Origin of the sequence: Vibrio sp. Makdt, assembly GCF_027587015.1 — a bacterium.
GTDB lineage: Bacteria > Pseudomonadota > Gammaproteobacteria > Enterobacterales > Vibrionaceae > Vibrio > Vibrio chagasii_B.
In genome coordinates, this window is record NZ_JAPPTH010000004.1 from 258547 (window position 1) to 279704 (window position 21158).

15 protein-coding genes are annotated in these 21158 nt (G+C 45.7%); 5 read left to right on the plus strand and 10 right to left on the minus strand.

Annotated elements, in window-relative coordinates; translation table 11 throughout:
• Positions 1-51 precede the first annotated feature (51 nt).
• From OH460_RS06965 to hrpB, 10 genes are all read right to left on the minus strand, one after another.
• Positions 52-1080, minus strand: a complete 1029-nt coding sequence (locus OH460_RS06965; protein WP_061032490.1) for an ABC transporter ATP-binding protein — start codon at positions 1078-1080, stop codon at positions 52-54.
• Complete coding sequence (locus tag OH460_RS06970; protein ID WP_061032489.1) at positions 1080-2705, minus strand: ABC transporter permease; 1626 nt, start codon at positions 2703-2705, stop codon at positions 1080-1082. The genes OH460_RS06965 and OH460_RS06970 overlap by 1 nt, the downstream gene beginning before the upstream one ends.
• Before the next feature lie 248 nt (positions 2706-2953).
• Positions 2954-3967, minus strand: coding sequence for a Fe(3+) ABC transporter substrate-binding protein (locus OH460_RS06975; RefSeq protein WP_269996147.1), 1014 nt, complete (start codon positions 3965-3967; stop codon positions 2954-2956).
• 144 nt (positions 3968-4111) lie between these two features.
• Complete coding sequence (locus OH460_RS06980) at positions 4112-5341, minus strand: ammonium transporter (protein ID WP_076655082.1); 1230 nt, start codon at positions 5339-5341, stop codon at positions 4112-4114.
• Between the two features lie 27 nt (positions 5342-5368).
• Entirely contained in the window at positions 5369-5707 is a 339-nt protein-coding gene (glnK, locus tag OH460_RS06985) for a P-II family nitrogen regulator (protein ID WP_004738200.1), read from the minus strand.
• Positions 5708-5931: 224 nt separating this feature from the next.
• A complete protein-coding gene (locus OH460_RS06990) occupies positions 5932-6300 on the minus strand; it encodes a YacL family protein (RefSeq protein ID WP_269996151.1) in 369 nt (122 codons plus the stop codon).
• A gap of 282 nt (positions 6301-6582) precedes the next feature.
• Positions 6583-9171, minus strand: a complete 2589-nt coding sequence (acnB, locus tag OH460_RS06995; protein ID WP_171762431.1) for a bifunctional aconitate hydratase 2/2-methylisocitrate dehydratase — start codon at positions 9169-9171, stop codon at positions 6583-6585.
• Positions 9172-9443: 272 nt separating this feature from the next.
• A complete protein-coding gene (locus tag OH460_RS07000; RefSeq protein ID WP_269996153.1) occupies positions 9444-11783 on the minus strand; it encodes a patatin-like phospholipase family protein in 2340 nt (779 codons plus the stop codon).
• A gap of 38 nt (positions 11784-11821) precedes the next feature.
• Positions 11822-14221, minus strand: coding sequence for a penicillin-binding protein 1B (gene mrcB, locus OH460_RS07005; protein WP_269996155.1), 2400 nt, complete (start codon positions 14219-14221; stop codon positions 11822-11824).
• Complete coding sequence (gene hrpB, locus OH460_RS07010) at positions 14218-16656, minus strand: ATP-dependent helicase HrpB (RefSeq protein ID WP_269996242.1); 2439 nt, start codon at positions 16654-16656, stop codon at positions 14218-14220. Before hrpB ends, mrcB begins: the two co-directional genes overlap by 4 nt.
• Before the next feature lie 94 nt (positions 16657-16750).
• Here hrpB and sfsA point away from each other — a divergent pair, with 94 nt between their 5' ends.
• From sfsA to folK, 5 genes are all read left to right on the plus strand, one after another.
• Entirely contained in the window at positions 16751-17476 is a 726-nt protein-coding gene (sfsA, locus tag OH460_RS07015; RefSeq protein ID WP_105057575.1) for a DNA/RNA nuclease SfsA, read from the plus strand.
• Positions 17477-17611: 135 nt separating this feature from the next.
• Complete coding sequence (gene dksA, locus OH460_RS07020) at positions 17612-18058, plus strand: RNA polymerase-binding protein DksA (RefSeq protein WP_004738189.1); 447 nt, start codon at positions 17612-17614, stop codon at positions 18056-18058.
• A 184-nt stretch (positions 18059-18242) separates the two neighbouring features.
• Positions 18243-19118 carry a tRNA glutamyl-Q(34) synthetase GluQRS gene (gene gluQRS, locus OH460_RS07025; RefSeq protein ID WP_269996158.1) on the plus strand — a complete coding sequence of 292 codons (876 nt, stop codon included), beginning with the start codon at positions 18243-18245 and terminating at the stop codon, positions 19116-19118.
• Positions 19119-19301: 183 nt separating this feature from the next.
• Positions 19302-20657, plus strand: a complete 1356-nt coding sequence (gene pcnB, locus OH460_RS07030) for a polynucleotide adenylyltransferase PcnB (protein ID WP_269996160.1) — start codon at positions 19302-19304, stop codon at positions 20655-20657.
• The gene (gene folK / locus OH460_RS07035; protein ID WP_008222704.1) at positions 20654-21139 is read left to right on the plus strand and encodes a 2-amino-4-hydroxy-6-hydroxymethyldihydropteridine diphosphokinase; all 486 of its coding nucleotides are present in this window, start codon (positions 20654-20656) and stop codon (positions 21137-21139) included. Before pcnB ends, folK begins: the two co-directional genes overlap by 4 nt.
• Positions 21140-21158 lie beyond the last annotated feature (19 nt).

Consider the following 21158-nt stretch of genomic DNA (forward strand, 5'->3'; position numbering starts at 1 on the left):
AGTACTTTGGTGAAAGTACTGGGCTTTTTTATAGCTGAGCCACTAAACCACCTAAAAAGCCAGTACGCCTTTAGTGTCTACTTTCACGGTCACTGGCATACCAACTTCTAACGCTTCCGACGAAGTCGCCAGTAGCTTTTGCCCATTGGCTTCAATCACATAGCGACAATGGTCCCCCATGAATTGCTGCTCCAATACCGACAAGTTACTGTCTGTATCATGGCTCGCGACAATGTGCTGAGGTCGCAGTAACAGCGCACACTCAGAGCCAACATCAATTTCCGTTTGCGCTTTTGCTTCCACTAAGCCCAAGCTGGTTTCGAATTCATTATCTGAGATACGCTGAGCATTTAAGTAACTACCACCACCTAAGAAATCAGCCACAAACTTGCTTGATGGGTGGAAGTACAACTCAGATGCTGAGCCATATTGTTCAATCACACCATGGTTCATTACGGCCATTTTATCCGCAAAGGCAAACGCTTCTTCACGACTGTGAGTAACAAAAATAGCGGTTACGCCCTGCTTCTTAAAGATCTTGCGGATCTGAGAAATCAACTCGTGACGAACTTGGGTATCAATGTTCGAGAACGGTTCATCAAGTAGCAATAAATCAGGCTTGTAAGCCAAAGAGCGAGCAATAGCGACACGTTGCTGCTGCCCACCAGACAACTGATGAGGATAGCGCTCACCATATTGATCAAGGTGAACCAGTTCTAGCATCTCTTTAACTTTTGCTTTCTTGTCTTGCTCAGACATATCACGCAAGCCAAATGCTACGTTCTGATTGACGGTAAGGTGCGGAAACAGCGCATAATCTTGGAAGATCATGCCGATGTTACGTTGCTCTGGTGGTAGCCAATTCTTACCATCATCAATAGTCTGACAGTTAAGATTCATTACCCCATGACTCAACGGAAGTAATCCAGCAATCGCCTTTAGTAAGGTTGTTTTACCACAGCCACTAGCGCCAAGTAGACATACGATCTCGCCATGTTCAACTTCAAGAGAAAGCGACTCGAGAACCGTTTGAGACTCATACTTACAAGTCAGATCTTTAATAGATAATGCACAGCTCATTAGTTTTTTTGCTCCAAAGAACGGTTGACGATAATCAATGGGATTAGACCCACAAGTACAAGTAACACAGCAGGCATCGCAGCCAGCTCTAGATGCTCGTCTGAGGCATAGTTATAAACATAGGTAGCTAGAGTTTCAAAGTTAAACGGACGCAGCAATAGCGCTGCATTCAACTCTTTCATCGATTCGATAAACACCAATAGTCCTGCAATCAAAGCACCACGCTTAATCAGAGGCAAATGCACTCGGCGTAACATCTGGTTGGTGTTACAACCCATGGTCTTTGAAGCCATATCCAAAGACGGCGACACTTTACTAAGGCTACTTTCCACACTGCCGATAGCAACCGCAGAAAAACGCACTACCATCGCAAAAATAAGCGCGAACATAGAGCCAGAGAAGATCAGCCCCGGACGTCCCCACTCCATCACTTTCGCAATATCATTAATTAAGTGGTCCATGAACAAAACCGGCACCATCACACCAATTGCCAACACGGTGCCAGGTACGGCATAACCCATAGAAGCAAGACGCATGTATGCCTGACTTCTCTTACCTGGGCTTACTCGCTGATTAAAGTTCACAATGAGAGCAATGATCACACCGATAATCGCAGCCACAATAGAAACATATAAGCTGTTAACCGCGTATTCTCTAAATTCTGGAGTCCAGCTTTGACCGAAGTATTTATAAGCATAAATAATTAACTGGCCAAGCGGGAACAAGAATGCGACGCAGACTAGACCCCAACACCAAAACATTGCTAGCCATTTTTTCCAACCAGACAGGTCATAACGAAAATCTTCACTACTACTGAATTGATTTTGAAATAGCTTCTGTTTACGGCGGCTGTATCGCTCCGAGCTTAGCAATAGAATCACGATAACCAACATGATTGCCGATATTTTCGCTGCCGCGGTCAAGCTTGAGTAGCCTAACCAGGTATCATAAACCGCCGTTGTTAAGGTGTTCACCGCAAAGTAACTGACCGTGCCGAAGTCACCGATGGTTTCCATGGCAACAAGCGATAAACCGACAGCCATTGATGGGCGCACAAGCGGCAAAGAGATGCGGCGGAAGCTTTCCCAAGGTGAGCATTTCAATAATCTAGCGGATTGGAGTAGAGAGACGTTCTGCTCCATGAATGCAGCACGGCACAGCAGGTATACATAAGGGTATAGAACAAGCGACAGAACAATAATTGCGCCAGACAAGGTTCTAATATCCGGGAACCAATACTCTCCTGGCCCCCAGCCAGTTAGGTCGCGAAGCAGAATCTGCACCGGGCCGGCGAAGTCAAACCAATCGGTAAAGATATATCCGACAATATAAGCTGGCATTGCGAGTGGCAAAACTAATGCCCACTGCAACACTTTCTCACCTGGCAGGCGACACATCGCCATGATCCAAGCTGAAGGAATACCAAATAATAGCGATAGGAACATGGTTCCGATCACCAAAACAACCGTATTATAAGCGTAAGTCGGCATCACTGTAGACATCAAATGAGAAAACAGCTCATTTGTCTCACCTACAGCGGTGGTGAATATCGCTAAGATCGGAAAAACCAGTAGTAAAGCTATCAAACCACTACTGGTGTTCCATAAATAATTCTTTTCTTTCATCGCCTAATTACAACGAGGCTTAATGAAACACAAATGCAGTTGCAAATACATCTCATGCCCTTTTAGTGGTGGGGGTTATTTATACCCATATACGGTAATGACTTCAAGGAGCTGTGCTAATAACTCTCAAGATCAAACGAGAGCTTTGTTTCAAAAAGTGACTTAACTAAAAACAAAACAACCTCAAGTACCCAAAACGGCAACTTGAGGTTGTTAAATCTAATATTGGCCGAAGCCTATATTAATAATTACAGGTCGAATTTAACTTCGTCTAGAAGCTTGATTGCAGCTTCATGGTGATCTGCAATTTGGTCTAGAGAAATAGTATCTGCTTTGAATTCACCCCAAGAAGCGACTAGCTCAGAAGGTTTAACATCAGCTTTAACTGGGTATTCGTAGTTTACTTCTGCGTACATACCTTGTGCTGTGTTACCAGATAGGAATTCCATTAGCTTAACTGCGTTCTCTTTGTTTGGAGAGTACTTAGCCATTGCCATACCAGAGATGTTTACGTGAGTACCAGTCGTCTCTTGGTTAGGGAAGTTGATGTAAACAGCGTCAGCCCAAGCTTTTTGCTCTTTATCGTTAACCATCTTACCTAGGTAGTAGCTGTTACCAAGAGAAACGTCACATAGACCTTCTTTGATAGCTTTAACTTGTGCACGGTCGTTACCTTGAGGCTTACGAGCTAGGTTTGCTTTAACGCCTTCTAGCCACTCTTTAGTTTCTGCTTCACCTTTATGAGCAATCATAGAAGATACTAGAGAAACGTTGTATGGGTGCTTACCGCTACGAGTACAGATTTTACCTTTGAATTCAGGCTTCGCTAGGTCTGCGTAAGTGAAGTCTTCACCTAGACGACCAACACGGTCACGTGAAGAATATACGCTACGAGTACGAGTTGTTAGCGCAAACCACTCGTTGTTTGCATCTTGGTATTGAGCAGGGATGTTCTTTTCTAGAACGTCGCTGTTTACCGCTTGAACCAAACCTTTTTCAGTTAACTCAGATAGACGGCTGATATCAACAGTTAATACCACGTCTGCAGGGCTGTATTCGCCCTCTTGAGCTAGCTTCTCTGCTAAACCTTTCTTAGCAAACTTAACATTCACCTCGATACCTGTCTCTTTAGTGAACTCATCGAACATTGGCTCAACAAGGAAAGGTTGACGGTAAGAGTATACGTTTACTTCTTCTGCAGCCATTGCTGCTGGTGCGATAGTGCTGCACGCAATAGCTGAAAGAGTTAGCAGTTTTTTCATGATTCAATCCTTTTTTGCATAGAAATGATAATATTTATCAGTTGCATTATTATATGTATCATTAGATTAAACACAACGTTAAACATCAAAAAAACCTGCTCAAATGAGCAGGTTTCAAGTAGGTTAAATGTAAATGTTTGTAAATTATTTTACCGACACAAATTCTGGATAAGCACCTACACCACAGTCATGCATGTCCATACCTTCTAGCTCTTCGTCTTCACTTACACGAATACCGATTGTCGCTTTAAGTACAGCCCATACCGCTAGACTTGCACCAAATACCCAAGCAAAGATTACTGCTGCACCGAATAGTTGTGCACCGAATGTCGCGTCTGCATTGCTTAGTGGCACAGCCATTAGACCGAAGAAACCACACACACCGTGTACTGAAATAGCACCTACTGGATCATCAATCTTAGCTTTGTCTAGAGCAATAATGCTGAACACCACTAGTGCACCAGATACTGAACCAATTGCCACTGCAAACAGAGGTGATGGTGATAGAGGGTCTGCAGTGATTGCTACTAGGCCAGCCAACGCACCGTTAAGAATCATGGTTAGGTCCGCTTTACCCCAAGTTGTCTTACATACTAGTAGTGCTGCGATTGCACCCGCTGCTGCTGCTGCGTTGGTGTTAAGGAAGATTTGACCAACTGCTGTTGCGTTCTCGAAATCTGAAACCATCAGTTGAGAGCCACCATTGAAGCCGAACCAACCAAACCAAAGGATGAATGTACCTAATGTAGCAAGTGGCATGTTCGAACCTGGAATTGGGTAGATTTCACCGTTTTTACCATATTTACCTTTACGAGCACCAAGTAGTAGAACGCCTGCTAGCGCTGCTGCTGCACCCGCCATGTGTACGATACCTGAACCTGCGAAATCACTGAAGCCTGCTTCTGATAGGAAACCACCGCCCCAAGTCCAGTAACCTTCCATTGGGTAGATAAATGCTGTTAGCACTACAGAGAAGATTAGGAATGACCAAAGCTTCATACGCTCAGCTACTGCACCAGATACCACAGACATTGCGGTTGCAACGAATACTACCTGGAAGAAGAAGTCTGATTCTAAAGAGTGGTCTGCACCTTCACCTTGAGTACCAATCAGAGTACCGAACGATGGTAACCAACCGCCTTCGCCGTTATCGACATACATAATGTTGTAACCAACGACTAAGAACGCAGTACATGCAATCGCGTACAAGCAGATATTCTTAGTTAAAATCTCTGTGGTGTTCTTTGAACGAACTAGGCCAGCTTCTAACATTGCGAAGCCTGCTGCCATCCACATTACCAACGCACCTGAAATGAGGAAGAAAAAAGTGTCTAGTGCGTAACGTAGTTCCGTTACTGTTGTTGTAAGTTCCATATTAAAGTCTCCAGTCCTTGTAATTCTTTAAAGTGCTTCTGCATCCATTTCACCAGTACGGATTCGTACAGCTTGGCTTAGGTCATACACAAAAATCTTACCGTCACCGATTTTGCCTGTGTGTGCTGCTTGGCTGATCGCTTCAACAACTCGGTCAACGTTTTCAGCTTGAGTAGCAATCTCTAGCTTCACCTTTGGTAGGAAGTCGACTTGGTATTCCGCACCACGGTATAATTCAGTATGTCCTTTCTGACGACCAAAGCCCTTCACTTCAGAGACCGTCATACCTTCAATACCCACATCAGACAGCGCTTCACGTACGTCATCTAATTTGAATGGCTTAACAATGGCATTTATTAGTTTCATATTCGTTCCTTAAATTCTTCACTAATTCCGTTAATTCTCTTATTACAATCCAAGTTGCGTGCCAAAAAGTTAACTTATTGATTTTTAATAAGATTAAGATAATTAAGCGCTAATAACAAAAAAGGTCGCACCAATTCGGTGCGACCTTTTCACTATCTTAATGCGTAACTCTATTATTGCTCCAGTTTTGGGCAACGGAGTCTTAAGCACTGTTATAACAACGGCTAGTAACCTAGAAACTCAATCCAACGCTCTATTAGCAACTCGAAGTCATCAATTCCACAGCTTGCTTGGCTCTCACAGTTGTAGAAGTCGAACTCACTGCCCTCTTCCATCTCTTGCTCATGACCAAGTACGTTTTCTTGAATCGTTACTTCATCTTCATTGATGGCAAGGCTAATCTCTTTGCCAAGCAGCGTCACTTCATTGCTCAGATCCTGTCGTGATTGCTCGATAAGCGCCATCACATGATCTAATTTCTGCTTATCTTTACCGATCTCTTCTTGTAGCCAACGGCCAACGATTTCATGTCCCATGCTGCATTTCACGTAGTACTCACCCATCAGAGTGTTTCTTGTAAATTCGAATTCCATAGTGGCTCCACGCAGTAACTGCAGACAGGGTTAAAAATGAGGCGAGAGTATATAGTGAAGTGATCAATAGATCGAGCTACTCATCCCCCAACATTCAGACATAAAAAAACGCCTACCGAAGTAGACGCTCTATCATTTGGGTTCCTCTAAATAGTTGGAGTGGCAGCTAGGCGACAAGTACGTTCATCCCTATGAGCATAGAAGCTCTATGCGATTAGGGCGGCCGGCGCTCCGGTGAACGTACGCCGTCAACAACGCTGCCGCTACAAATATGACGAGGAACTAGGCTGGTTCTTGGAAAATAACCGTGTCCGCTTTCTCCGTGTACTGACCCATTTTATGGAAGTTCAGGTAACGGTATGTATCAGCAGCCGTTGCATTAATCTTATCCGCGTACTCTAGGTACTCTTCCTTCGTTGGAATGCGACCAAGAATCGCACCTACAGCAGAAAGTTCAGCAGATGCTAGGTAAACGTTAGCACCTGTACCCAAACGGTTCGGGAAGTTACGAGTAGACGTAGACATTACTGTCGACTTGTCTGCAACACGTGCTTGGTTACCCATACATAGAGAACAACCCGGAGTTTCGATACGAACCCCGGCACGACCGAAGATACCGTAGTAGCCTTCTTCTGTTAGCTGGTCTTTATCCATCTTAGTTGGCGGAGCCACCCATAGACGAGTGCTTAGCGAGCCGTTGAACTCTTCAAGCATCTTACCTGCAGCACGGAAGTGACCAATGTTGGTCATACAAGAACCGATGAACACTTCTTGGATCTCTGTGCCTTGAACGTCAGAAAGAAGACGAGCATCATCTGGATCGTTTGGTGCACATAGGATTGGCTGATCGATGTCAGCAAGGTCGATTTCGATAACGTGAGCGTATTCAGCATCTGAATCGGCAGACAGCAACTCAGGGTTCGCTAGCCACTCTTCCATTGCCGTAATACGACGCTCGATAGTACGAACATCACCGTAGCCTTCAGCGATCATCCACTTAAGCATAACGATGTTTGAGTTCAGGTACTCTTCGATAGACTCTTGAGACAGTTTAACTGTACAACCTGCAGCTGAACGTTCAGCTGAAGCGTCAGAAAGTTCGAACGCTTGCTCAACAGATAGGTGCTCAACACCTTCGATTTCTAGCACTCGACCAGAAAATTCGTTGATCTTACCTGCTTTCTCTACAGTTAGTAGACCTTGCTTGATGCCGTATAGAGGAATCGCATGTACTAGGTCACGTAGCGTGATACCTGGCTGCATTTCACCTTTAAAACGAACCAAGATAGATTCAGGCATATCAAGAGGCATAACACCTGTTGCTGCCGCGAATGCTACCAGACCAGAGCCCGCAGGGAATGAGATCCCTAGAGGGAAACGAGTATGCGAGTCACCACCAGTACCTACTGTATCAGGTAGAAGCATACGGTTTAGCCATGAGTGGATAACACCATCACCTGGGCGTAGTGAAACACCTGCACGGTTCATGATGAAATCAGGTAGCGTATGGTGCGTGTTAACGTCAACTGGTTTCGGGTATGCCGATGTGTGACAGAAAGACTGCATCACTAGGTCAGCAGAGAAGCCAAGACAAGCAAGGTCTTTAAGCTCATCACGCGTCATAGGGCCAGTAGTATCTTGAGAACCTACTGTCGTCATCTTAGGCTCACAGTATTGACCCGCGCGAACGCCTTCAACACCACATGCTTTACCAACCATCTTCTGAGCTAGTGTGTAGCCTTTATCAGATGCAGATGGATCAACAGGCTTAGCAAATAGGTCTGTTTCTTCTAGACCAAGAGAAGCACGAGCACGACCTGTTAAACCACGACCGATGATAAGTGGGATACGACCACCAGCACGAACTTCATCCAGCAATACTTTGCTTAGTTCGAAGCTAGAGATCTCTTCACCGTTTTTACGTACAACACCTTCATATGGGAAAATATCGATAACATCGCCCATGTTCATGTTTTGAACGTCTAATTCAATCGGAAGTGCGCCTGAATCTTCCATCGTGTTGTAGAAGATTGGAGCAATTTTACCACCAAGACAAACACCGCCAGTGCGCTTGTTTGGTACGAACGGGATATCTTCACCCATGAACCAAAGTACTGAGTTCGTCGCAGACTTACGAGAAGAACCTGTACCAACAACATCACCTACGTAAGCAAGCTGAATGCCGTCTTTTTGCAGTTCTTCGATTTGAGCGATTGGGCCAACCGTACCTGGTTGATCTGGGTTGATGCCATCACGTTCCATCTTCAGCATCGCTTTTGCGTGTACTGGAATATCTGGGCGAGACCATGCATCAGGTGCTGGAGATAGGTCATCGGTGTTCGTTTCACCAGTGACTTTGAATACTTTTACAGTGATCTTTTCAGCGACTTTATCTTTCGCTGTGAACCATTCTGCATCAGCCCAAGATTGAATAACTTGTTGCGCTGATTCATTGCCAGCTTTTGCTTTCTCTTCTACGTCGTAGAACGCATCAAACATCAGTAGAGTATGAGACAGTGCTTTCACAGCGATTGGAGCAAGCTCAGCATCATCAAGTAGAGATACTAGAGATTCGATGTTGTAACCACCTTGCATAGTACCAAGCAATTCTGCAGCTTTTGCTTTGCTTACTAGTGGAGATGCTACTTCACCTTTAGTGATAGCCGTTAGGAAGCCCGCTTTTACATAGGCAGCTTCATCTACGCCTGGTGGAATGCGGTTTTCTAGTAGGTCAAGAATGGTTTCTTCTTCACCTTGAGGTGGGTTCTTCAGAAGTTCAACTAGGCCAGCTACCTGCTCAGCATCTAGTGGTTTAGGAACAACTCCTTCGGCAGCACGTTCTTCGACGTGTTTACGGTAGGCTTCAAGCACGACTTTTTTCCTCTCATTGCGGTTCACTTCTCACCTTCATAATTGTTAGTAAAATAAAGAAGTGAACATCCTTGGAAACTTGGCTCTCCATTGCCATTTTTGTCATTCAATTTGTATTGATGAGCGGCGTCATAGAGGCCAAACTGTGGGCGGTAGAATAGCAAATTTAACGTTAAATTAAAATCTTATCATTTTGACCAACATAGCAAGTTAAGACGAAAGTCCCACTATTTTGGCCTATTTACGCAGTTAAATAACGACTCCGCGCATGATTATTTGTAAGACGTACCAACAATCAAGTAAACCGAATCGTAGTTATCTTCCGTACGTCCATAAGCTAATATGATTGGTCCTATCGGGGAGTCAACACCGGCAAAAACCGAGCCTGCGGTGTACATCGGCGCTTCATTAAGCTTCAAATCATTGTTCGACCAAACGCCACCATGCTCGATAGATGCGCCCACGTAGAACGGTGATTCAAAGAGACCGAAATCATTTTCAAACCACTTATAACGATAAATCAGACTGGTGTACGCCAAGTTCTGACCGATTAAGCTGTTTCTCGGGATACCAGACAGGTTTAAGAAGCCGCCGAGCTCTCTAGGATCAATAGGAAAGACTGAGTTCTTGCTCTCTACAATGCCATAATCGACTTTTCCGACTAAAGTATGTCTTTCATAGCTTTGCGCTGCCATGAAATTGGCTGAGAATTCATAAACGGTATCACTTTCTGAGGTTAACTCTGTGTCGTTGATCTCCGTATCGTTTTGAAAATCATCATGAGAGACAAGGTATTCCAAATCGACGAAATAACCTTCGGTTGGCAAACTGAAGTTATCTAAGGTGTCCAATCGATAACTAATAAAACCACCAATACGTGAGTAGCCGCCACTTCCTAATGAAGGTAACGAAGCGACTTCTACGTCACCGTTAGTATAGCGAGCACCAAACTTTAGCTCTTGCCACAGAGTAGGCTGATAACCTAACGCTAATTCACCGATGTATTCACTGTATGTCATTGGGAAATAATCGTTAGTTACATCGAGTGTCGGCTCTTCAATTTCATCAATATCGACAGGTAAGTTTCGATTTTGCTTACTGTAGACAATCGAGGCAGAGGTAAATAATTTCTGACTTGAGAAAAACGGCGAGTAAAGCTCCGCCTCAATTCGCTTATCTGTTCCCATCTCAACATTTGTTCTTAATTCAGCGCCATGTGAGTTGATATCGGTAAAATTGGCCGAGACACCAATAGAATATTGACTTGTCGTAGAAAAATCGTCTTCGAGGAAGAATCGAAAGTTGAGGTAATTAGGTCCCCAAGACTTTTCATCCACATTAACCGTAAGTTGATCTTCACCATCAACGTTTTCGAACTCATAAGTCACCAACTCAAAGCGATCCAACGCATAAAGGTCTTGCACCTTTGCCTCGATTTCGCTGGTTTTGAGAACCTTGCCTGAATGAAGGTTCAAACGGTTTTCGAGCAGCTTATCTGAGTAGTGGGTATTGTTATTAATGACCACTTTATCAACCACGGTTTTATCACCATGCTTCAGCTGCCTGCGAGCTTTTTGTTTGTCTTCGATATAGTGTTGGTAATCAGCATTCGAGAGCGACAACTTAGAAAGCTCAACAGAGTGCTGCTTCGCTGCCTCGTAACCGGCTTCGTAAGCTGATGGCATTTTATCGAACTCGGTCGTTTCCATTTGCCCAACATCAGGCTGGAGAAATACATCGTTGTCTTTGAGTGTCTCGGCTTGTTCCTGGGTACTACGTTGAACAAGGTAATTGGAAAGTTGGTCTGCTGCGGCTAAAAAGGTCGTGAAGTCCTCTTTGCCTTTGTAGTTGGTACTGATATCGACCGCAATAATGATATCTGCGCCCATCGCCCTTGCGACATCAACCGGCATATTGTTGGTTACGCCACCATCAACCAGCATTCGACCATCAACTTCATAAGGAGGCAGAGCACCAGGTACCGACATACTCGCCATCATGGCATCGACAAGGTGGCCGTGGTCAATCACGACTTCTTCAAGTTCAATAATGTCGGTTGCGACGGAGCGATAAGGAATGGCAAGATCATCGAAAGAGTCGAGTGGCGACAAGTTACCTGTGGTTTCACGCAGAATACGCAGCATATTCTGGCCTTGTACCACGCCTTTTCTGGCTTTGATTTCTCCCCAACCTAAACCAAGATCGGTATTCAGTTGGTAGCGGTCTTCATACTCTTTATCTCTTACACGACGATCGCTACGGTTTACACGGTCTCGGTAACCGCGATTCCAATCCACCGTATAGATAAAGCTTTCAATCTCGTCTGCGCTCATCCCTGTCGCATAAAGACCACCAACGTATGAACCCATACTGGTACCGGTAATGTAGTCAACCGGGATTTGCATCTCTTCGAGCGCTTTAAGTACGCCAATATGGGCAGCACCTTTTGCACCGCCGCCCGCTAAAACAACAGCAACCGTTGGCCTCTTATGAGCTTGTTCAAGTTCCACATGCTCAGATGAATCAACCTGTGCCGCAGTCGCTGCGAACAGTTGAAAACTGATCACAGTTCCGACCATACCTAAGCTGCTCACTAACCAACGAGAAATCATTATTTAAACTGTCCTTGTCATTGTTTTCTGTTATGACTTTACCATTGAAAAAGCTTCTTTAGCCACTGTTTTGGTTGACTTTCACAGCTCTTTTTAATGTTTCCATTTTCATCCCAAACCGGCAATTTAACTGCGCCATCACAGTCAAACTCCAACGCACCATCAGACGTACGAGTAAAGCTCGCGGTTGCGATTCCGGTTGGCCATGGCAGTAGTAGCTGTTCAGGCGTTCTCTGCTTCAAGTAATCAGCGTAGACACGCAATGCACCACTAGAACCAGTAAGCTTAGTCGGTTTATTGTCATCACGTCCAAGCCAGATGGTTGTTACTTCGCGCCCATCAACACCCACAAACCAACTGTCGCGGCTGTCATTACTGGTACCTGTTTTACCGGCCAGTCCTGCCCATGCAAACTGGTTCTGTAGGAATCGACCTGTCCCTTCCGATACACCACGTTTCATTGCGTAAGTGGTTAGCCAAGCGGCTTGCTGATCAACGCGCTGCGATACTCGAGGGATTGATTGGTATAAAACCTCACCATCACTATCAACCACTGAGCGGAGTGCAGACAAAGGTGCGATACGGCCGGAGTTAGTGATCGTCTGGAACATCTGAGACACTTGGAATGGTGTCAGAGAGAACGCCCCCAAAAACATCGATGGTACTGGGCGAATTTCATTTTTATCGACACCCAGTTTACCTATGGTATCGGAGACCTTATCAATGCCTAACTGCATGCCCAAACGAACGGTAGGTACGTTATAAGACTTAGAAAGCGCCACATACAAGGGCACATCTCCGCGGAACTTACGGTCGAAGTTTCTCGGGCTCCATACGCTGCCCTTACTGCCTTTCAAGCTGAGCGGCGTATCCATCAAGGTCGTTGCCAGGGTGTACTTTTCTGGCTGCTCGAGTGCGGTTAAATATACCGCTGGTTTCACCAAAGAACCGATAGGGCGACTTGCATTCAATGCACGGTTAAAGCCGTCGTAGCCAGTACGCTTACCACCGACCATTGCTCGGATTTCACCGGTATTTCTATCTACTGCTATCGCCGCAGCCTCTAATTTATCACCTGCCGTTTTCGATAGCTCAGGCACCTTGCGAGCAATCGACTTCTCTAGCTTGTCTTGCGAAACCGGATCCAAAGAGGTGAATACACGTATCCCTTTCTTAGCTTGGAACCTATCACCAACATACTTTTTCAGCTCGATATTGACCTGTTGGAAATAAGCAGGCTGACGGCTGGCAATGCGCGGATTGTCTTGGATATCCAAATCACGGCTTGCTGCTTCTTCATATTGTCTTGGGGTCAAAATATCTTGTTGCATCAACAAGCGCAGAACCAGATCGCGTCGAGTTTTAGCGCGCTCAGGGTAGCGAACCGGGTTGTAATACGATGGTCCTTTCACCATGCCCACCAGCAAGGCTAACTGATCAATACGCAGTTCTTGAATCGGTTGGCCGAAGTACAAGCGCGAAGCCAAACCAAAGCCGTGAATCGCTTCACCGCCATTTTGACCAAGATAAACCTCGTTTAAGTAAGCCTCTAAAATACGATCTTTGCTGTAACGATGATCCAAGATAAGCGCGATATAAGCCTCACGAATCTTACGCCAAAGCGTACGTTCACTAGATAGGAACAGGTTTTTCGCGAGCTGCTGTGTCAGCGTACTACCACCTTGTACAGTGCGCCCAGCCTTGACGTTAACCACCATCGCACGAGCAATCGCTAGAGGTGAAACACCATCGTGCTGATAGAAGTTTCTATCTTCCGTCGCCAACAAGGCATCAACCATCACCTCTGGAAATTGGTTACGTTTTAAGAACAGACGTTGTTCATCGTTACTTTTCTCAAGCATGCCCAACATCTTAGGTTCGACACGCAAATACCCCATGTCGCCTTTCTTCTCTAGCGACTGAATACGAGTTAACTCATTACCATTGAAGTGCAGCATCACGTGACGATCAGCTTCCGGCCCATCGACAAACTCGAACGGACGACGAATCATCTCAATTTTAGTTGATGAAGATGAATACTCACCAGGATGACGAGGGGAGCTCACCTTACGATAATTCAGCACATCCAATTCATTCTTCACCTGAACAAGGCTGACCTGAGTACCTGGAGATAAATCCAACACACGCGCATAAACAACCGTTGGTAAATCAAACAGCTGGCCTTCAAAGCGCTGCTTCACCACAGAGTCAAGATAGATACCAACAAACAATAGCAATGCAGCCAGTGCTAGGCCCGCTTTCCACGCGATACCCCACAGGATCTTTAACCAACCTCTGTTACCCGCCTTTTTCGCTTTTGATTTGCCTTTCTTGGCCGTCGCTCTCGGCTTTCTTGGTTTAGCTTTGGTCGCTGGTGACTTCTTTGCTGGCGCTTTTTTAGGTGGTGCCTTTTTTGGCGTTAACATTTTGGTCATCATCGGTTCAACTGTCGTTTGGTTTTAGTGGTTGCAACATGGTTAGCAGGGTCATCAGGCCAAGGGTGTTTTGGGTAACGACCTTTCATCTCTTTTTGCACTTCTTTGTACGCGCCAGCCCAAAAGCCAGCTAAATCCTGAGTAATTTGTAATGGGCGCTGTGCAGGAGAAAGTAATTCAAGCACAACCTTTTTACGCCCTTGGGCTATCAATGGTGAGTCTTGTTCACCAAAGACCTCTTGCATTCGAACCGAGATCACAGGTTCAGATTGATACTGGTATCGGATCGCTTTTTTACTGCCTGTAGGCATCAGATAATGTGTTGGCAGCCACTGGTCAATCTCTTGATTCAGAGGCCAACCGAGATACGCGGACAGTGCCTGCTCAATCGAAACGTTTGCCAGCCCTTTCGCAGATTTAACGCCGTTCAAATACGGCGATAGCCAAGTATCAAGATGTTCAACTAAACTCGCGTCATCCATTTCTGGCCAATCATGCTCCGGCATCCAAAGTTGGGCGCAGCGCACGCGTTCAACAAGTTGCTTCGCCGATGGCGTCCAATGTAAACGGTCCAGTCCACATCGAGCGATGTAATTCAACAGCGCTTGGCTAATCTGACTTGCGTCCGGCTCAGGTAATGTCTTAGTGCTGATAACAAGCTTACCCAAAGCGACTCGCTGCTCGGCAACTAGTTTGCCACGTTTTTCATCCCAGTCGGCGTAATCGGAACGCACAAACAGTTTTGGAAATTCAGATTCTAACTGTGCAATATCAACTGGCGTCGCCAAGAAGATCTGACTAGCACGCCCGGTGCTGCGCATCAAATCAATCACCACGATATAATCATTGTTTGCCAATGGATCATCATCGCGCACCTCTGCACCGTGACCGTTCGCTAACAGAAAAGCATTATTATTGGCACTTCTCGCTTGAGCAATTCGGTCTGGGAATGCAAAACAAAGCACCAATGGTAGCAATGATTCGTCAAGTTGTGACAAATCTAAGTGATGATTCAGTTTGCTAGCGAGGTTTTTCGCTCGCTGCATCACAACGCTATTTTTCGTGTGCTTTCTCTGCTTTAGCCTATGTAGCGAATGCTGAATATCCGAGACATTGCGCTCTGGCTCTTCCAACAACGCAGCGGCAACAATAGCAACATTCAACATGGCTTGGCTGCCCTGCTGCGCTTTGATCAGCATACTGGCGATACGCGGCTCAATACCTAATCGCTGCGCTTGCTTACCTAACGAAGTAAACTGACCATGGGGGTCTAATAGCTCAAGGCTTTGCAACAATTGCCTAGCTTGCTCTATAGAGGCACGTGGCGGAATATCAAGCCATTGCAGTTCATCCGCATTTGCAGCGCCCCACTGGGTCAACTCTGCCACCAGCGAGGAGAGGTCTGAATGGAGAATTTCAGGCTCAGGTACAGCGGGTTGCTGTATTAACTGCGTTTCGCTGTACAAGCGAACACACAGCCCTTCTTCAATTCGCCCTGCACGACCCGCGCGCTGCTCAGCGGAAGACTGTGAGATTTTGACTTGCTCGAGCTTAGTGATACCAGCTTTCAAATCAAACTTAGCGACTCTTTCAAGCCCTGAGTCCACCACTAATCGAATACCTTCGATAGTCAAAGAGGTTTCAGCGATATTGGTAGCCAATACCACTTTGCGGCGTCCTTTCTCCGATGGTGCAATCGCCTTCTGTTGCTGAGAAAAATCAAGCTGCCCGTATAGAGGGCACACATCAATGTCACTGGCTAAGTTCTCTAACTGAGCTTCCACCTGCTTTATTGCAGACACTCCAGGTAGGAACGCCAATAGTGACCCCGACTCCTTCTCCATCAGAGAACGAATCACGTTAGCCATTTTAGGCGCCAAGTAATCATTAGTACCCAGAGGCTGGTAACGGAATTCAACCGGAAAAGTGCGACCTTGCGATTCAACATACTTAGCCTCTGGCAACAAGGATTGCAGAGCTTGCTGATCTAAGGTGGCCGACATCACTATCACTTTTAGATCGTCACGTAGCGCTTCTTGGATCTCCAAGCTAAACGCCAATGCCGTATCCGCATGAATACTGCGCTCATGGAATTCATCGAAGATCACCATATCGACCCCAGTGAGTTCTGGGTCGGTTTGGATCATTCTGGTCATGATCCCTTCGGTAACGATCTCTAAGCGAGTTGCACTACTGGTTTTAGATTCGCCACGAACTCTAAAACCGATGCTCTCCCCGACTTTTTCTCCCAATTGACTCGCCAAGTAAGCCGCAATATTTCTTGCAGCCAACCGCCTTGGTTCAAGCATGATAATTTTACCTTGAACGGCTTTGGTCTTAACTAACTGTAAAGGGAAGAATGTTGACTTACCCGCACCGGGAGCCGCTTTAAGAATTAGTTGAGTGTGTGTTTCTACGCCAGCGAGCAGATCTGGCATCACAGCTTCTATGGGCAGTTGTGGCAATGGGAGAACCTTGTGGTGTAATGTTGGCAACATTGTACATAAAAACCTACCCGTCTAAATAAGTAATATGCAGTTCAATCCACCATTAGAGTCAGCGACTCTTATCAAACGCTACAAACGTTTCCTCACTGACATCAAACTTCCCGACGGCAGCGAGCGTACTATTCACTGTGCCAACACTGGAGCGATGACAGGATGCGCGACTCCGGGTAACACTGTGTGGTATTCAACCTCCGATAATGCAAAAAGAAAGTACCCAAACAGCTGGGAGATCTCAGAAACGGACAAAGGTCACCGGATTTGTGTAAATACTGCGCGAGCAAACCAGCTAGCAGTGGAAGCAATTGAAAATAAGACTATAGTTGAACTCTTAGGTTATAACGCGTTACGAACCGAAGTGAAGTATGGTAGCGAGAATAGTCGAATTGACATTCTGCTTGAAGATAACGAAAAGCCGCCTTGCTATATCGAAGTAAAAAGCGTCACCTTACTCGATGAACAAGAGACCTCAACTGAGGGGCAAGGTTTTTTCCCTGATGCGGTGACAACCAGAGGCCAAAAACATCTGCGTGAACTCACAGAAATGGTCGAATCTGGAAATAGAGCCGTACTTTTATTCACTGTTTTACATTCAGGTATTGAAAAAGTGTCTGCGGCACACCATATAGACGCCAAATATTCGTTATTACTAAAACAAGCACAAGACGCTGGAGTTGAAGTGCTTTGCTACAAAGCAGAGCTCAGCAGTACTCAAATACAACTAAAACAATCTGTTGAATTTATCAATAACTAAACAAAGATGTTGAACAAATCACATTGATTGCAAGTTTGAATAAGAGTATTTGCCACCATTCGTTCTTTCTGCTATAGATACCCGCCTTAAAATTAGCTGCTTTGCAGTTGACTAGGTGTAAATAGGAGATGCTGTATGCCAGAATCTAAGAAAAAAGCGCTAGGCATCCTAGCCATCGCAGGTGTTGAACCGTACCAAGAAAAGCCAGGTGAAGAATACATGTCACCTGAGCAAACGGAACATTTTACAAAAATTTTAGCAGCTTGGCGCAACCAGCTCAGGGAAGAAGTTGATCGTACTGTGCACCACATGCAGGACGAAGCAGCGAATTTCCCAGACCCAGTTGACCGTGCTTCTCAAGAAGAAGAATTCAGCCTAGAGCTACGTAACCGTGACCGTGAGCGTCGTCTAATCAAGAAAATTGAGAAGACACTAGACAAGATCGAAGAAGATGATTTCGGCTTCTGTGATTCTTGCGGTATCGAGATTGGCATTCGTCGCCTTGAAGCTCGCCCAACTGCTGACCTTTGTATTGACTGTAAAACACTTGCAGAGATCAAAGAGAAACAGATGCAAGGTTAATGCTTGCGGATGTAAAGAAAGGGAGCTTTGGCTCCCTTTTTTGTTTGCTGCCCAAGCGAGATAGCTTAAATAGCAGTGTTAAAACGAGTGCTAAGCAACGACAGTACTCACTGCATGCATTAAACCACATTAAACGTCTTAAGAATCGGCTACTGCGGTATCCTCTAGATTAGGTTGTTCACATATGAATTATATCGGGCGCTTTGCACCATCACCGTCAGGTCCTCTTCATTTTGGCTCACTGGTTGCCGCTCTTGGCAGCTACTTCCAGGCAAAATCTTATCAGGGGCAATGGTTGGTCCGCATGGAAGACCTGGATCCGCCAAGAGAGATGGCTGGCGCTGCAGACCTAATTCTTAAGACGCTTGAGGCATACCACCTATTTTGGGATGGTAAAGTCGTTTATCAGAGCCAACGTCACGACCTATACCAAGCGCAAATTGATCAATGGGTGGCTGACAACCAAGCCTACTACTGCCAATGCACGCGCAAACAGATAAAAGCCTTGGGTGGTTTCTATAATGGCCATTGTCGACAGGCAGGATTAACGGATACTGGCGAGCAAGCCGTGCGCTTATGTATGGATTTCCCTGTCGAGTCATTCGACGATGTCCGTCATGGCACCATTCAAATCCCTAAGGCACTGGCAGAAGAAGATTTCATCATCAAACGCCGCGATGGCTTATTTGCTTATAACTTGGCTGTGGTACTTGATGATATCGAGCAAGGCGTAACTGAGGTGGTGAGAGGCGCGGATCTCATCGAACCTACCGGCCGCCAAATCAGTCTTTATAAGACACAGAAACAAAACACAGTGAGCTACTTGCACTTGCCGTTAGCGACCGATGCGTCTGGCAATAAACTATCAAAGCAAAACCACGCTACCGCTATTGACCTCGATAACCCTAAACCAACACTGCTCAATGCCATGCAGTTCTTAGGCTTTGAGGTTCCTAAAGCTGTTTGTGAGGCTTCAATCGATGAGATATTGGCATGGGGCTGCCAGCAATGGAACGTTGCTCAACTACCTGATAGTTTACAAAAACAACACTGCAATTAGCTCAAAACTAACGGCAAATAGTAAAAACGAAACACAAAAATGCCATAACCAACCACTGTGGTTAAGCAGACGATGTTCTCAAATGGCTCGCGCTAAGCTATTATTAGCCGCAATTAAACTCTGCACTACCACTTTGGACTAAGAGAAAAACAAAGTTGGCGATACCTACTTTGTTCTAAACTAATGAATAAAAACGACAATACCCCAAGCGAACAACGCGGATTCCACGAACTAGCACTGAATATTTATACTCGCCAAGAGCACAATATTTCACGTAAGCAGATCAGCGATAACGCACTAAAAGTACTATATCGCCTGAATGGTGCGGGTTTTGACGCATTTTTAGTCGGTGGTGGTGTTCGTGATATCTTACTTGGCTCTCAACCAAAAGATTTCGATATTGCGACCAACGCGACGCCAGAGCAGATCAAGAACCTTTTCCGAAACTGCCGCCTAATCGGCCGTCGTTTCCGCTTGGCACACATCATGTTTGGTCGTGACATCATTGAGGTGGCAACTTTCCGAGGTCACCATCAAGAGCCGTCTAAAAACGTATCTGCACAATCGAAAGAAGGCATGCTACTACGCGACAACGTGTACGGCAGTGTTGATGAAGATGCAGAACGTCGCGATTTCACGATCAATGCGATGTACTACAACATTGCAGACTACAGCATCCACGATTACGCAGGTGGTGTAGAAGATTTAGAAGATAAACTGATCCGCCTAATTGGTGACCCAGAGACACGCTACCGTGAAGACCCTGTACGTATGCTGCGTGCAATGCGTTTCTCAGCGAAGCTGGACTTTGACATTGAAGAAGACACCGCCGACCCAATTGAAGGTTTGGCGCACCTTCTAAAAGACATCCCAGCAGCACGTCTTTACGAAGAATCTCTAAAACTGCTTCAATCAGGCTACGGTTTAGAGACCTACCACCTGATGCGTGAATACAACCTATTCCAGCAGATGTTCCCAGCAGTAGCTGAGTACTTCACTGAAGATTACGACTCACCGACTGAGCAGATGCTTGATTTGGTGCTCGACTCTACCGACCTTCGTATCGAAGATGGTAAGCGAGTAAACCCTGCGTTCATGTTTGCCGCGATTCTTTGGTACCCAATGAACAAACTGGCAGACAAGCTTATCTCTGAGCAAGGCATGGCACACTACGATGCGATCATGGAAGCGAGTAACATCATTCTGGATCAGCAAGTAAAATCCATTGCTATTCCTCGTCGCCACACAGCAACCATTCGCGAAGTTTGGCAACTGCAACTGCGATTACCTCGCCGTAACGGTAAGCGTGCCGTTCGCCTAATGGAGCTCAACAAGTTCCGCGCTGGTTACGACTTCTTAGAGATGCGTGGCGAGATTGAAGGTGGCGAGACAAAAGAGTTAGCTAAATGGTGGGAGCGCTATCAAACAGCTGGTCGTAATATGCGTCAAGCAATGGCTAACGACGTAGCGGCGCCATCAAAGTCAGGTCATCGTCGCCGTAAGACTTACCGAAACAAAAAGAGTAAGCAAGCCGAATGATAACTGCTTATATTGCGGTCGGCAGCAACCTTGCCGACCCAGTTAGCCAAGCAAATTTGGCTATCGAAACGCTAAAAAGCCTACCGCGATCAACGTTTATTGCGACCTCTCAGCTATATAGTAGCACTCCAATGGGACCGCAAAATCAACCGGACTACATCAATGCGGTAGTCGCGATTAAAACCGAATTAACGCCTATTGAACTGCTTGATTGCACTCAAAAAATCGAGTTAGAGCAAGGGCGTGTCCGTAAAGACGAACGCTGGGGACCAAGAACCTTGGATCTCGACATCGTGCTGTACGGCAATGAGGTGATCGATTCAGAGCGCTTAACCGTTCCTCATTACGGAATGAAAGAACGAGAGTTTGTACTCTACCCGCTTGCTGAAATCGCACCAAGTTTACAACTCCCTGATGGGACTGAGCTGACAGAACTACTGAAAATTGTAGATAAAAACGGGCTCAATGTTTGGCAGCAATAGCCAGGCGCATTAAGGAAAA